The sequence below is a fragment of the Sanguibacteroides justesenii genome, assembly GCF_003204205.1.
Lineage (GTDB): Bacteria > Bacteroidota > Bacteroidia > Bacteroidales > Marinifilaceae > Gabonibacter > Gabonibacter massiliensis.
The window spans coordinates 207,406-222,947 of record NZ_QJPL01000002.1; the positions used below are offsets into that span (position 1 = coordinate 207,406).

At 44.4% G+C, this 15,542-nt stretch carries 12 protein-coding genes; 8 read left to right on the top strand and 4 right to left on the bottom strand.

Features of this window, described 5'->3' with window-relative positions; genetic code table 11:
* The first annotated feature begins 10 nt into the window (after positions 1 to 10).
* The 8 genes from DMB45_RS03875 to DMB45_RS03910 all read left to right on the top strand — a co-directional run bounded on the left by DMB45_RS03875 (position 11) and on the right by DMB45_RS03910 (position 11,198).
* Positions 11 to 1,384, top strand: coding sequence for a dipeptidase (locus DMB45_RS03875; RefSeq protein ID WP_041503251.1), 1,374 nt, complete (start codon positions 11 to 13; stop codon positions 1,382 to 1,384).
* 330 nt (positions 1,385 to 1,714) lie between these two features.
* Complete coding sequence (locus tag DMB45_RS03880; protein WP_041503252.1) at positions 1,715 to 2,293, top strand: RNA polymerase sigma-70 factor; 579 nt, start codon at positions 1,715 to 1,717, stop codon at positions 2,291 to 2,293.
* Positions 2,294 to 2,441: 148 nt separating this feature from the next.
* Positions 2,442 to 3,569 (top strand): FecR family protein, encoded by a 1,128-nt coding sequence (locus DMB45_RS03885; RefSeq protein WP_041503253.1) that lies wholly within the window; start codon positions 2,442 to 2,444, stop codon positions 3,567 to 3,569.
* 276 nt (positions 3,570 to 3,845) lie between these two features.
* Positions 3,846 to 7,298: a SusC/RagA family TonB-linked outer membrane protein gene (locus DMB45_RS03890; protein WP_110688467.1), complete on the top strand. Its 3,453-nt coding sequence runs from the start codon at positions 3,846 to 3,848 to the stop codon at positions 7,296 to 7,298.
* A 5-nt stretch (positions 7,299 to 7,303) separates the two neighbouring features.
* Positions 7,304 to 8,842, top strand: a complete 1,539-nt coding sequence (locus DMB45_RS03895; RefSeq protein ID WP_041505247.1) for a RagB/SusD family nutrient uptake outer membrane protein — start codon at positions 7,304 to 7,306, stop codon at positions 8,840 to 8,842.
* 5 nt (positions 8,843 to 8,847) lie between these two features.
* Positions 8,848 to 9,459 carry a fasciclin domain-containing protein gene (locus tag DMB45_RS03900; RefSeq protein ID WP_041505246.1) on the top strand — a complete coding sequence of 204 codons (612 nt, stop codon included), beginning with the start codon at positions 8,848 to 8,850 and terminating at the stop codon, positions 9,457 to 9,459.
* A 19-nt stretch (positions 9,460 to 9,478) separates the two neighbouring features.
* A complete protein-coding gene (locus DMB45_RS03905) occupies positions 9,479 to 9,916 on the top strand; it encodes a hypothetical protein (RefSeq protein WP_041503256.1) in 438 nt (145 codons plus the stop codon).
* Position 9,917: 1 nt separating this feature from the next.
* Entirely contained in the window at positions 9,918 to 11,198 is a 1,281-nt protein-coding gene (locus DMB45_RS03910) for a thioredoxin family protein (RefSeq protein WP_041503257.1), read from the top strand.
* A gap of 132 nt (positions 11,199 to 11,330) precedes the next feature.
* Here the strand turns inward: DMB45_RS03910 and DMB45_RS03915 are convergent, their stop codons facing one another.
* The 4 genes from DMB45_RS03915 to pheS form a co-directional block, all read right to left on the bottom strand.
* Entirely contained in the window at positions 11,331 to 12,788 is a 1,458-nt protein-coding gene (locus tag DMB45_RS03915; RefSeq protein WP_235375058.1) for a COG3014 family protein, read from the bottom strand.
* A gap of 31 nt (positions 12,789 to 12,819) precedes the next feature.
* Positions 12,820 to 13,416, bottom strand: a complete 597-nt coding sequence (locus tag DMB45_RS03920) for a penicillin-binding protein activator LpoB (protein WP_041503258.1) — start codon at positions 13,414 to 13,416, stop codon at positions 12,820 to 12,822.
* Between the two features lie 150 nt (positions 13,417 to 13,566).
* Positions 13,567 to 14,415 carry an N-acetylmuramoyl-L-alanine amidase-like domain-containing protein gene (locus DMB45_RS03925; RefSeq protein ID WP_041505245.1) on the bottom strand — a complete coding sequence of 283 codons (849 nt, stop codon included), beginning with the start codon at positions 14,413 to 14,415 and terminating at the stop codon, positions 13,567 to 13,569.
* 87 nt (positions 14,416 to 14,502) lie between these two features.
* Positions 14,503 to 15,525 carry a phenylalanine--tRNA ligase subunit alpha gene (gene pheS, locus DMB45_RS03930; RefSeq protein ID WP_041503260.1) on the bottom strand — a complete coding sequence of 341 codons (1,023 nt, stop codon included), beginning with the start codon at positions 15,523 to 15,525 and terminating at the stop codon, positions 14,503 to 14,505.
* Positions 15,526 to 15,542 lie beyond the last annotated feature (17 nt).

The following is a 15,542-nucleotide window of genomic DNA, read 5'->3' on the forward strand; positions in this document are numbered from 1 at the left end:
TGTAAATTAAATGGAAGCTGTCAAAAATTACATCGAGGAAAACAAAGAGCGCTTTTTAAATGAACTTTTTGAATTGATTCGTATCCCGTCGATCTCTTCGTTGGCGGAACACAAACCGGATATGTACCGTTGTGCCGAACAATGGACAAAACTGATGCTGGCAGCCGGGGCGGACCGGGCGGAAGTTTATGAAACCGAAGGAAATCCGGTAGCGTACGGCGAAAAGATCATAGATCCCTCTCTTCCTACTGTATTGGTGTACGGACATATGGACGTGATGCCGGTAGATCCTGTGGATTTATGGCATACGAAACCTTTTGAACCGGTGATTAAGGACGGGAAGATTTGGGCCCGCGGATCGGATGACGACAAAGGGCAATCCTTTATGCATGCCAAGGCATTCGAATATATGGTGAAGACCGGAAAGTTAAAATGTAACGTGAAGTTTATGATCGAGGGAGAAGAGGAGATCGGTTCCCCGAGTTTGCCTAAATTCTGCCGGGATCATAAGGAGATGCTGAAAGCCGATGTTATTTTGGTTTCCGATACCAGTATGATTGCCCGGGATATCCCTTCTATCACGACCGGGTTGCGGGGATTGGCTTATTGGCAGGTGGAAGTTACCGGACCGAATGCCGATTTGCATTCCGGAATTTTCGGCGGAGCCGTGGCCAATCCGATTAACGTGCTTTGTAAGATGATAGCCGATATGCAAGATGAGAAAGGGCATATTACGATTCCGGGATTCTATGACGACGTGTTGGAGGTGAGTGCCGAGGAGAGAGCCAAGATGGCGAAAGCTCCGTTCGATCTCGAAAAATATAAAGAGTCCTTGGGAATCAGAGAGGTGAAAGGCGAAGAGGGATTCACGACCAACGAACGTACGGGTATCCGTCCTACTTTCGACGTGTGCGGAATCTGGGGCGGTTACACGGGAGAGGGAGCCAAAACGGTTTTGCCTTCCAAAGCTTATGCTAAAATCAGTTGTCGTTTGGTTCCCAATCAAAAACATGAAAAGATCGCCGAACTTTTCAAAGAGTATTTCGAATCGATCGCTCCGGATTATGTAACGGTGAAGGTGGAATACCTGCACGGAGGACCTTCTTACGTATGTCCGATAGACCTTCCGGCTTATAAAGCTGCCGAAAAAGCCTATGAGCAGGTGTACGGTAAAATGCCGGTTCCGGTACGTTCAGGCGGTAGTATTCCGATCATTGCTACTTTTGAAGAGGTATTGGGCATCAAGTCCGTTTTGATGGGATTCGGATTGGGTTCTGATGCGATTCACTCTCCGAATGAAAACTATCCTTTGGAGCAGTTCTTCAACGGTATCACCACGATTCCTTTGTTCTACGACTATTTTGTAGAGATTATGAAAAAATAATTTCTCGATTTCATATAAAAACGGGGTAAAGCCAATTTTCGCTTTACCCCGTTTTTATATAAATAATAATCGAATGTTGTGCATTATTAATATAAATTGTACTTATATTTGTTGCAATGATTGATTTGTGCTATAAATTAATGCTGTTTAAATTCGTCATATACCGTTTTATTATTCGGTGCCGGGGTGATTTAAACAGGTTGTTCAGAGATAAATGAATGTATCGAAATTCGACAACGTTTTATAAAGAACGGCACTATTTCCGTGGTATGGGTAGAGTTAAAAACTCTACGGTGGACAATAATTATTTTAAAACTATTTATTCCGGTAATGAGTTCTGACAGAAATGACATATTAGACAGAATCTGGGTTAGAGACTTAAAGGAGAATTCACATGAAGTTTTTGAACAAATATTTCGGATAATGAATCCCCGATTATTTCGGTTTGCTTTAAATTATACGATGAATGCCGGGGTGGCGGAAGATATCGTGTCCGAGGCTTTTCTATGTTTGTGGAGGATGGCAGGTTCTCTTCCAGATCATACCAATATCACGAGTTATCTTTACTCTTCTGTCAAAAATGCTTGTTTGAATTACTATAAGCATCTTCAGGTGGAGGATTCTAATCGTACGAAATTGACGGAATCCCTGATTTATATGGGAACTTTGGAATACGAAGATGATGGCGTCCTGTTCGAGAAGGTACGGGAATGTTTACAAAAACTGCCCGAACAACAGCGCAGAGTGTTGGAGTTGAAGATTTTTCAAAACATGAGTTACAAGCAGATCGCTCTGGAACTCAACGTTTCGGAAGTTACCGTCCATACTCACGTTAAACGGGCTTATAAATTTATCAGGGAGTCCGTTCCTCTCCTTTACCTGTTCATGCTTATAAAAGGAATCATTTGATTTTAAATTGAAGGTTGTTTGCCTGTTGATTTTCGCGATGAGGGTCTGTCGATCAATCGTATCTTTTTTGGGACTTGAAATTATCAATATGTTTTGTCCCCCATTTTCCTACATGGTTGTCATATATATAAAGGTGAAACATACAATCATGGAAATAGATAAAATAAAGCGGGTGATTTTAGGCTGTGCTTCTGAGGATGAAAAAGAGGAGGTAAAGAGTTGGACGGAAGGCGGGGAGGAGAGGAGTTGTTTTTTCAAAGATGCGGAAGTGTTTTATAAAGGCCGGAGGCCGGGAGTCCGGGAAGAGAGGAAACGACCGGAGAAGATATGGCAGAGGAGGCAATGGTCTCGGAAGAGACGATACCGGAGGGATTGGCGACCTTGGATAACAGCCGCGGCATGTATTGCCATCGCGATAGTGGGTATTCATTGGATACAATCCGAGAGGAAACCGAGAGAGAGGAAGACCTTGCCCCCGGTAACGGCTCTTTCCAGCCGGATACAATTGATTTTACCGGACGGGAAAACTCATGAAATTACAACTATGGCGACTTCAGCTGTCAAGATACCGGGTTTCGAGGTAAACGAAAAAGTTGCGGTACAGAGGGAGTTGGAATGGGAAGATGCCGCTATCGCGGAATATATGGAGGTGGTTGTTCCGAAGGGGGGAGAATACTCCTTGATACTCGCCGACGGAACGAGCGTGATCTTGAATTCCGAGACACGCCTGCGATTCCCCTCTTTTTTTACGGGAAATGAGCGGAAAATCTTTCTGAGTGGTGAAGCATACTTTACGGTTGCACGGGATGAGGATCGACCGTTTTACGTGGAGATTCTCGGGGGGAAGATTCGGGTATTGGGAACGCGTTTTAACGTGAAAGCGCGCGTGGGACAAAACGCTTATGCTACTTTGATATCCGGCAAGGTGGAGATACTGTCGGGGAGCGATTCGGTGATTTTATCTCCCGGCGAGTTGTGTGAGATTGCTGCAGACGATCAGATCCTTACGGTACGGGAAGCGGATATCGTAAGTGTTTTAGCGTGGAAAAATGGAGAGTTCGTCTTTAAAAATGCTTCGTTGGAGCAGGTAATGAACGAGTTGGCCCGTTGGTATGATGTCGAGATCGCGTATGATTCATCCGAATGGCAGGATATTAGGTTGCATGTTTATATGGATCGGGCTAAAACATTGGAGGAAGCTCTCGAAGTAATTTCTAAGATGGGAAATATAATGTACGAGATCGAGGGAAGAAAAATTACTATCAAAAAGCGGTAAAAATGACGAGAGATGTTGGTCCATCTCTCGCCGTATAAAGTCGCTGTATATTTCAACAGTCACATTAATACTACAAAGCTATGAAAAAAATCCGACAAAACATCAAAGAAGAAACATGAAAAGGTGTGGTAAAACACCAGTGAGCATAAAGGCAACTTGCTTTTTCTAAACCTATTAAAACGATGGGTAAAGCAGCAATAGGGCAGGCGGGATGTTGGTCCGTCTCGTTGTCCGGGAGTTGCTGTGTATAAATGTCACATTAATAACATAAATTTTATGAAAAAAAATCAACGAAAACTTCTTGGGAATATTCCTGTTATCGGGAAGAGCCTATCCCGGTGGAGTCTCTGTATGTGGTTCGTTTGCTTTTCGGGGATCATGCATCTCCAAGCACAAACGGATACGACGGCGAGGGTAAGTTTAAACGTTCAAAACACGTCTTTAATTAAAATCATTGAAAGTTTGCGTGTGCAAAGCCGTTATAATTTTTTATTTAATTCGAGCGAATTGAGCGGTTACACCGGTATTACGATGAATATGCAATCCGTGACGCTAAAACAGGCTCTCGATTCTTTATTGATCGGTAACGAGACCGGATTGGAGTATAAGATAGAGGGAAAGACGGTTATTATCAAAAAAAGCTACAAGACGGTCAAAGTATATCGTTTTACCGGGGTCGTTTTGGATGAAAATAAACAATCCATGCCGGGAGTTACGGTAAGAGTTGCGGGCTCTACCTTCGGCACGGCAACGGACAAAGATGGAAAATTCGCGCTTAATATACCGGAACAAAAGGGAACGTTGGAGTTTTCTTTTGTGGGATATAAAACGAAGAGAGTACCTGTCATTCCGGGAAAAGAGGTTATTGTAATCTTGGAAGAGGAGGTTTCCGATTTGAATGAGGTGACCGTTATCGGTTACGGGGAACGAAACAAAAGAGAACTGGTAAGTTCCATCTCCTCGGTAAAGGGGGAAGATATCAAAGAAATTCCGACCAGTAGCTTCACCAATCTCTTGCAAGGGCGTATGGCGGGGGTTGAAATTACCAATCGTTCCGGGGCTCCTGGAAGCGGAGGAACTTACGTGGCCGTACGCGGATACAATTCCTTGATGATACCTGAAGCCAGTGACGGACAACCGCTGTACGTGATCGACGGGGTGCCGATGCATTCCTTCACTTCTCCGGTTACGGGGACAAACGCGTTAGCGGAGCTGGACCCCAATACGATAGAGTCGGTAGAGGTTCTGAAAGATGCCGCGGCTGCAGCCATTTACGGTTCGCGTGCCGGAAGTGGTGTGATCTTGATTACCACTAAAAAAGGAAAGATCGGGAAAGCCAATTTTGCGGTTAATGTTTCCTACACGGCTTCCATTATGCCGGAATTTCCGCTACAGCTCGGGGGGAAAGCGGAACGTTGGTGGAAAATTTTATACCAACGGAACTATCGATTAGCCGGTTATGATTGGTTTACAAGGACGGCTTCTTATCCCCAATCTTATCGGGAGGCTTACGAGGGGGGAGGACAATACGATAAATTTTGGAATGCGGGACAACCGGCTCCGTCGGATTTGAAATTGCAGGATAGTTTGAATCCTTTTTTCAATAACCAGACGAATTGGTGGAAACGGGTGTTCCGCACGGGGAAAGTATTGAATGCCAACATTCAGGCTTCCGGAGGGAAACCCGGTATACGTTATATGGTAGGGATGGGGTATTACAAGGAAAAAGGTATCATGAACAACAGTGAATTTAAGCGGGTTAATTTTATCGCCAATTTATCGTTGCAGCCGACCAAGCGGATCGCCTTTGATTCCCGTTTTTATTTGGCATACACGGATAAGAGCCGTAACGTGAATAGTGGTGCGGCCAGTATAGAAGTATTGACAGCCAATCCGATGCAAACGGAAACCATCCTGCCTGCCGGGGGGGAGGTAGAGAAAAAAATTCTGGAAAAATTGAATGGTACTGTTGCCCGAAACGATAACTATCGTATGATGCTGAATGCCCAGTTGGGCTTTGATATTATCAAGGGATTGAAGTTTACCGCTTCCCTGGGATTGGATTACGCGCAGGGGAATAGCAACGTATTCACACCCTCTTATCTCGATTATCAAATGGAAAACCGTTCCAAAGGGGAGGTGAGTCGTAATATCGGGATCTCTCAAGAGAATTTGTTGAAATATACGCGAAATATTGATGATGTGCATCGATTCGAGTTGTTGCTCGGGTTGACGTATACAGAGAATCAAGTCCACGCGATCGGAGGGTCGGCGAGAAGGGGGGCCAGCGATTATGTTCATTATGTAGATAAGAATCATCCTTCGACTCATACTTACGGGACATATGTGCAGGCTTTAAAACATTACGAATCTTCTTTTGTCCAACAGGTGATGGTGAGTTACCTCGGGCGGGTTGCTTACAATTATAAGTTGAGGTACCTGATGGAGTTCACGTATCGTCGGGACGGGTCGTCGGCTTTCGGGGAGGACGTGCGTTATGCCGATTTTCCGGCTATTGCCGTCGGCTGGAGCTTTGGCGAGGAGCCTTTTATCAAAGGCTGGGCGCATTGGTTGGATATGGGTAAGTTCCGGGCGAGCTGGGGAACCTCCGGTAGGACTTTGAACGATCCCTATTTAGCCCATGGAATCGTTAAGCCGGGGGGTAATTTTATGGGAAATCCGGGAAAATTCGCACCGATGATTAACAGAAGTTTGAAATGGGAGAAATCGGATCAGTACGATTTCGGTCTCGATCTCGAGTTTTTAAATTACAGATTAAAATTAAAGCTGGATTATTATTACAAGTATACTAAATCTTTGCTTTACGAAGTCAAGCTGCCTTCGGATGTTTTGGGAAATACGAATCAATGGCAAAATGCCATGGAGGTGTCGAACGAGGGTATTGAAGTGGAGTTAGTGGGAGATATAATTAGAAGAAAAGAGCTGAGCTGGCGGACCCGTTTTAATATTTCCCGGAACTGGAACCGTTTTGTAAAAAGTTACACGGGAATGGACGAGGGAGTATGGGTGATCGGCAGACCTCTTCAGGGGTTGTACGTGTATGATGACATCGGTTTTGTCCAAAACCAAAAAGAGGTTCCCCAATACAGTCTTCCGAACGGTACTCTCCAGTATTTACAAACACCTTCGTTGGCAGGAGTAGGACAATATTATATTCCGGGCATGCGGGCGCTTAAAGATATCAATGGTGACGGTCGAGTAAGTACGGGGGATAAATATTACGCGGGCTCTGTACTACCCGTCGCTCACGGGGGATGGGTGCATGAATTGCGTTGGAAAAATATAGACTTGAATTTGCTTTTGTCTTACAACCTGGGGAGAAAACTAATCAATCAGTATGTACGGACCTCTCTGTATGGAGGGACGCCCGTCTTAACGGACTACCGGAAATTGGATTTTTGGCAAAAAGAAGGGGATTTTCCCGATATGGCGGCTTTGGGCCTTTCGGATGAAGAGAGTGTACGTTCGTGGATTGAACGGGTGAATTTTTTACGATTGAAAACGTTGAGTTTAGGATATAACGTTCCGTCCAAAGTATTGAAACGTATCGGTTTATCCGGCATTCGGGTGTTTTTTACCGGGGAGAATCTTTTCTTGTGGACCAATTATTCAGGTATAGATCCGGAGGTCGTGAATGACGGAAAGGATAACATGTTCAGTTATCCCTTGGATCGGAAGTTTACATTAGGATTAACGGTTAATTTTTAAATGGGATGAAACGAATTGTAATATATTTAATGGCGGTAATCCAATTGATCGCATGCGATTCCTTATTGGATGTTGAACCCGAGACGATGTTGACTTACACGAATTCTTTTAAGACGGAGAAAGATGTGGCCGCTCTGCTGTACGATATAAACGCGAAATTGTACAGGAGTTTGTGTTACGACGATAGAGCACATCAAATGGTAGGATTGATTGCGGATAAGATAAATGATCAACCCATCGGAAATACACGCAATCTCGTTCCGAGCGAATACCAATACATTAGTTGGAATGGGTATTATACCCTGATTTATTCGGCAAACGTGATTTTGGATAATGCCTACCGTTTCAAGGAGGTTGAGGCGGAGCGATTGGAGTACTATAAACGTCAGGCTTGTTTCGTGAAAGCGTTTTGTTATTTTCAAATCGCGCGGCAATGGGGAGATGCCCCGATCGTTTCTAATAGTACAACGGTAGCGGTATATCCCCGCGAGAAGGTCATAAAGGTACTGGACGAGGCTATCCGGAATGCCGAGATTGCCTTGGAGTTGCCTAAATTCGAAGATTTAGTCGATGAGACTGGGGCGAAAATCACGTCAAAACAGTATGGAAGCAAAGGAGCTGCAACGGCGTTGCTGGCCCATATCTATGCCTGGCGGGCGGGACTGCTGGGAGAAGCTACATCCTGGGAGATGGCGGAGAAGTATTGTTCGGATATTATCGAGGGAAAGGTAGGGTACTACGAATTGGCAAAAGATCCGAAAGAGGTGTGCGTCAGCGTGATGAAAGGCAATAGTCCGGAGGGTATATTCGAAGCGGAGTATTATATGCCGGACGATCCCTTTTTTATGCATAAACCTTACCTCGCGGTTTACACTTATTTAACTTACCCGATCATCAAGGGACAGCTGCCAACGGCCAGAACTTATCTGGAGATCCATAAACGGACGGTGAAAGAGATGTACGACAGGGAACATGATCGGCGTATAGATGCTTACTTCCGGGAGATAGATAGTAATGTCTATCATATAAAGGATCCATATAATCCGGCCATAACGCATGAAGTAGCGATAGAGAAAGCCTTTTTGGGTAAATGGGATTATCCTGTGTATGAATATAATGCCTATCTCGATAGAGAGCTTTATAAAACCCAGGACGTGAATCGCATCGTGTGGCGATTGGCGGATATCATGTTGCTTAGGGCGGAGTGCCGGATAAGATTGAATAGAGGCAATGCGGCCGATGATTTAAACGAAATCCGGGGCCGGGCTTACGGTAACCGGGGACATGATTACACGGCTGCCGAGGGTGATCTGCGTTACATGATTTTTAAGGAACGGGAAAAAGAGTTACTCTTTGAAGGGCATCGTTATTATGATGTAATACGGAACGGTTACTGGAAAACGGAATTGACAGATGCGTTCTCGATAATGAGCGAAGAAGAGTTTGAAACGGGAGCTCAGTATTATCCTGTCGCTCCGAATTCTTTCTATCGAAACGATCTGATGCAACAAAATCAATATTGGCAATCTAAAGGTTTAAAATGAGAATTATGAAAAGAGTATACTGGATAATAGGGATCGTCTTCTTGTTTTTCGAGGTGTCCTGCACGAAAGACGGGTTTATGAAGACGGGAATCAGCATCGGTCGTTTTGACGGGAGTATGCTGGAGTACATGCAAGCGAATCATTACGACTGGGATTCCACCGTGGTTATGATTAAACATGCCGGTTTGGAGAGCCTTTTCGATGGCGACGAGGAGATCACTTTTTTCGGTCCGACCAATTTTTCCATTCTCCGTTACATGTATAGGAATGGTATCGAGCATATACAAGACATGGATGTCGATTTCTGCCGTAACACCATACTCCGGCACGTGATGAAAGGAAAGATGATGCGTGTGGAGTTTAAAGAAGGGAAAGCCGCTGAAGGGGCGGAGGCAATCGGGGAAGGAGGGGATACTTACACGATGATGGGGGGAAACCGGATTTGGGCCTATACTTTTAAAAGCGATTACCAGGGTGTTGCCGGGATGGGCCCTCTTTTGCTTTATATAACTTCGCTCGATGCACATCGGAAGATCAATATCGCGTCGGGAGATATCGAACCGGATAACGGGGTGGTTCACTCTTTGGGATATGATTTCACGCTGGGAGAAATGTAAACTTGAAAATAGGAAACGTATGAAACAATTCATTATTATCATAGGAATATGTGTCGTGGGATTGTACGGGTGTCACGATATGAAAATCGGTTATTTGAAAACGGATAAAGCCGAGTATTCGCCTGCCTCGATGGAGGTACGGCGGGAGTTAAATCCGTATAGGGAACCGGATAGGACAATTCTGAAAACGGGTGCGGATTGGGCTTCAGCCGAGATCGGCGGGGTATTGGGTACGAACCCTATAATGTATAGCCTTGAAGGGGTAAGGGCCACGGACGGCGGAGATGCCGAATTATTCAAGGAGCAGGTACGGGTGATCGGCGGGGGCCGGGTTTATTTTCCAAGTAAGGATATAAAAGCCCCCAACGGGACATACGTGCTTACTATACGGGTTTCGAATGACAGTTATACGGCTGTTTTAAAAGATGTATTTACTGTAGTTATAAAAGAGAAATAGTATGAGCAAGAGAAAATGTATCGGTTTATTCCTAATGTTGTTTTCTCTGGGCAGTCTGAATGGGGTTGCTCAGGAAATCGCTTTTTCGGATGAAAGTTATGAACAGGCATTAAAGCAGGCGAAACAAGAGAAAAAGCCGGTGTTTATTGATTTTTATGCCACCTGGTGCGGGCCGTGTAAACGTTTCTCCGAAACGGTGTTCACGGATCCTGAGGTAAAAGCGTATTACGATAAACATTTCGTCTGTGTACGCGTTGATGTAGATAAAGAACGGATACTTGCCCGGAAATATCAGATCCAAAGCATGCCGACCCTCGTGTTTCTCGATGAAAACGGGAAAGAGCAAAAGCGGATTTCCGGCCTCCTCAGTAAAACGCGTTTCCTCCATATCGGGCAAGAGCTTACCGGGGAACGTCGGACCTACCCGGAATTGTATAAAGAGTTCCGGAACGGGAAAAAAGATCTCGCTGTCATGCAAACCCTATTGACAGAGGCCCCCGATTTCATAAGAGAGTTGGATGGTCAGGAAAGGATAAAGTGGAGAGAACGGGCCAATGAAATCTTTAAGACCTATGTTCCTCTCAAAAAATTGGATCATATGATCAATAACTTGGATTTTCAGATTATCATGCTTTATCATGAAAAAGTGGGACGTGATGACTCGGTGTTAAACTTTGTGAATAAGCATCGCGAGGAGTTCGAAAAAATAATAGAGCCTCACGTCGTTTGGGAATTTATACTCTCCCGGCAAAACGGGTTGATCAATGCGCTTGCCAAAGCCGGTGATAGGGCTTATCTGGAAGAATTAAAACGGATCGACGGGGATATGAGAGAGGTGTATGCCAAGATAAAATACCCGCATTTGTCTGTTTACAATGTTATGAAAAGCCAGTCGGACGGTATATATGCTCTGTATGCCGAGAAAAACGAAGGTAAGTTCATCGATTTGAAAGAGGATTATTTCAATCAAGTTGGGGAGTTCCTTACTTTTACGGATTATCGGGAAGCAATACAGGAGTTGGTAATAGCCCGTAAGGGCGTATTAAGTTCCCAATCTTACGAACGTCTGTTGGTTTGGTTGGAGAGGGCCTCGAAGCTCAAATTGCAACCTCAGGAACAGTTGGATATGAGTTGTCTGATGGGAAACTGTTTTCGAGGATTGGAGAATTATAAAAAGGCAAAAAGCTGTTTCAATCAGGCTTATATCTTGGCAATGCAATTAGGTGACGCCCGTATGCAAGCCCAGATTAAGAGGGTATTGGAACAAATGCCTGACGAATAGTAATCGGTTTAGTATGTATTCGTGCTTTTGTAGGCATATAGAGGGCCGGAGAGGATTTTCTGTGCGTGGAGAATCATCTCTCCGGCCATTTTGTGCTAAAATATAATCGTTCGATCGATGGCGACAGGAGTTTTAATGATTGTTCTGAATATCCATGGTTTGGAATACGCGGAAATGGGTTTTACGGGAGTGGCTTTCGACGGTTATCGGCTGGATAAGGGGAGCTGCTTTGTCGGAGGAGAAGCGGAGATCGATCCGGTTTTCTCCCGAAGAGAGAGGGAGGCGGGCGTAATATACGGAGTAGGGAAGGGTTTGCCAGTTCCGGGTGTCTGCTTTCTCCGTGATCGCATTGGCTAATCCGACGGCGAAGCCTAACCACTCGTTTTGTTTCCGGGCCGCGTATTCGATTCCTTTTTTGGTCGCTACCCGCAACAGGGAGTTGGAGAGTTCCCGCACCATACGATCGTGTAAAGTTTTAAAAGCGATTTCATTGATGTCTTCTGCTAACTCAAAGGGGTAAACTTGTCCCGACAGGGTAATCGAACCTTTGGAGTAGAGCGGATTGCGCTTCATGTATTTGGGAAATACGACCCGCAAAACTTGAAGGTCGGCTAAAGATTGTTTTTCGTTGTCGTTCAGGTTGCCGATAAAAAAGGGAAATGCAAGTCCGAGTTCCTGGTTGTAAAAGACAATGGCTCCGTCGCCTCGTTTTTGCTTGGCAAAATTAAGACTCCATTCGGATTTTACCGGACCGAATCCGTTTAACCAGAAAAAGACCAACTCTCCGTGAGTAGGGTCTGCCGAAGGCGCGTAGGTTATACCGAATACCTTTTCGTATTTCCGCAGTTCGTCCGTAAAGCCGCATTTGTAAGCTGTCCTGAGCAGATCCTTTTTCAACTGTTCGGGAGGATATACCCCGAAATTTTTCACGTAATCGGTTTGATATACTTCATAAGCATTCCGGTAAGCGATAAAGGCATTGTTGATATCTCCCGCGGCATCGTAAATCAGTCCCATCAACAGGTGGGCAAAAGCGTCTTGTTGGTAGCGATTTTTATTGTCCGGGTATTTGTCGTTTAATTGATTGAGTTTGATATTGATTTTCCGGACTTCCACCAAAGCTCCCTCCATATCGTTCATCTCGAGGTAATTCAACGCTTTGTAATAGTTGATCATGATTACTTCGAAATCTTCGGGATGATAAGGCCTGGCTTCCGGATTGGTGACTAAAACGGCCGCTTCGTTCAATAGATTTTTAGTTTGTTCGTCGGTAAGGATCTCTGCGGTTTCGAAAGCTTGATTGCTGGCTTCGTGGTTTCCCAGCATAAATTCCGTATAGCCTTTGTTCAGGTAATAGAGTATGCGGTTTTTACCGTTGGCTTGCTTTTTGTCTTTTGCCAACAGTTTGTTCGCTTTTTCAAAATTACCGCTTGTAACGGCAGATTGAAATTCGGCCGTCCGCTGGTACCAGGTCGCACAACCTGCGGGTAGCAAAGAGAGGAAGATACACGTATAAAAGCCAAGTTGGCGTAACAAGTACCCCAACTTTCGCTTTTTAATCTCTTTCGCGTATTCTGCTGTCTTTTGCATGAATAAACCCTAACGAGTATAATTTCAGTCTTTAAAGTACCCGGTCTTTGATCTGCTTCTTTATTTTCTTATCACCCATCCAAACCACTTCATTGGTTTCGATATTGGTCAGTTGCAGGTCTATTTGATACATCACTACCTTTTGTTTTTTATAGGAATCAACGATGCTGTTGATGGTTCCCTGAAGAATAAAGTCGGCTCCTAATTCGCGACCCCATTTTTTGATGGTCTCGGGAGCTGAATAATCTTGTTGTTCGGCCCGTTCTTTCCGGAGTTCGTTTCGTTTCTCTCCGGCAACCACAAGACGGATGTTCCCGTCCCGGATAACGGCTTTTTCAATGTCTTTGATAAATGTTTCGGAATTGATGTGTTCGTGACTCTTGTTTTCGATCAATCCGACAACAATAACAGGGCGTTTTCCCGTATCTTTCGTGTATTTGGCAGGCCAGGGGGCGGTAAGTAGATCGGCAACCATTTCTTCCGATACTAACCGGGAATCCGTGTCATTCCATCTTCCGCTTAAATCGATGGTTTCGTTTGAATTTACACGGGTAATGTTTCTGCTTCCGCATCCGCTTAAGAAAGCAAACGTTATTAAAAGAAATGTTCCGATAATTAGTTTTTTCATATTTTCTCTTTTTAGGTTATACATGTTGGGAGAACCTCTCGGTTTTAGTAATATGGGATAATTACGTGAAAACCGATCATTTGGTTGACTCTTTGAGAATTTTATTACAAAAATTTGACCAAATATAGAATTTGTTCGGGCGTATCGGTGTTAATTTAAGTTAACATTTAAAGGACGAGCGATCATAATGCCCGTATGAGAAGGAATCTGACTTAAATAGTGGGAGAGGGGAATATCGGAAAGGATTACTTTCCGGGAGGTAAGAGAGGCGTGTAAAAGATAGATATTTCCGTCCTTTTCAACGGCGATTCCCACGTGTGAAGTATCAAGTCCTTTTTTATTCGTCGTGATCAGTATAATATCTCCGTTTTGAATTTGTCCGGCTTTTTCATTTACTTGATTTTTAGGGATATAAAAATAGTTTCTTGCATTGATATTTTTTTCGATTCGTGAAATTTCGGGGAGTAAGACGGTGTCTTTCGTCAATGCCGGATATTTCCGGTAATTCAGGGAGATAAAGCCGACTTTGTTCGGAAACGGAATCCCCCCGTTTGATTTCGTTACGTCCGAGACGAGTCCGATCCGTTGCATTTCGTAAAGCCAGTCCGTAGAATAGTGTAACCGGGAGGTATAATTCGATATTTTACAGTTTCTGTATCTGATCTTTTGCAGATTGGATAAAAATTCCTTACAAGCTTCTGCATCGTATTGTTTTAACAGGGCGAGGGCCATGACGTTGTCTACGAAGGTGACGCAGTCCAACTGCCGCAGATTCACCACCAATTGCTCTTTTTCTTTTCCTTCGAGAGTGCCTCCCCGGTAAGGGGTATTCAAAAAAAATTCACCTGTTTTTACGATTCGTTCCTGAAGTGAGAGACGCGAGAGTTGATGTTTTCCCGCGTATTCAAAGAAACGATCCAGTACGGCCTGATCCTCCGGTTGCAACGGATTACATGGCTGACAGCAAAAGAAAAAAATGATACAAAAAAGTATGTTCATATATTTTACGATTAAAGAATTAAGCGATTCGGCGATTGTAGAAGTTTCAATCACAGAATCCCTTAATCACAACATCATGGAATCGAGTTAGATTCCCGCGGCGGAAAATTGTTCTAAAAACCGGATATCGTTTTCAAAGAAAAGACGCAGGTCTTTGATACCGTACTTTAACATGGAGATGCGTTCGATACCCATTCCTAAAGCGAATCCGGTATATTTGTCTTTATCTATCCCGTTTAATTCCAATACATTGGGATCGACCATCCCGCAGCCTAATATTTCTAACCATCCTGTTCCTTTACACACGTTACATCCTTTTCCGTGACATAGGGTACAAGATACATCCATCTCGGCCGAGGGTTCCGTGAAAGGGAAGTAGGAGGGCCTCAGACGGATTTGGGTCTCCGGTCCGAACAACTCCTTTGCGAAATAGGTTAGAGTCTGTTTCAGATCGGCAAACGATACGTTTTCATCGATATAAAGGGCCTCGATCTGGTGAAAGATGCAGTGAGCCCGCGCGGAGATCGCTTCGTTACGGAACACGCGACCCGGCGTCACCAAACGAATCGGTAATTCATGGGTTTCCATGTCCCGTACCTGAACGGACGAGGTATGGGTATGCAATACCAAATCCGGATTCTTCTGGATGAAAAAGGTATCCTGCATATCGCGGGCCGGATGTTCTTCCGGGAAGTTCAGGGCTGAAAAATTGTGCCAATCGTCTTCGATCTCCGGTCCTTCGGATATGGTAAAACCTAATCTATTAAAGATAGACAGAATCTCGTTTTTTACGATAGAGAGCGGATGGCGGGTTCCTAATTTAAGAGGATCTCCCGGCATGGTCAGATCGATGTCGCTTTTGCCCTCCTGAACGTTGGAGAGCGTCTCCTTCAACTCGTTCACCTTGGCTATGGCGGTCGTTTTTAGCTCATTCAAAGCCTGTCCTATCTCTTTCTTCTGCTCTACAGGTACATTTTTGAAGTCATCAAAAAGAGCGGCAATCGTTCCCTTCTTGCTTAAATGTTTAATCCTGAATTGTTCCACTTCTTCAAGGTGGCTTGCTCTAAAACTGCCGATTTCGGCGCAGAGTTGTTTAATCTTGTCTAACATCTTCTCTAATTTTGAAA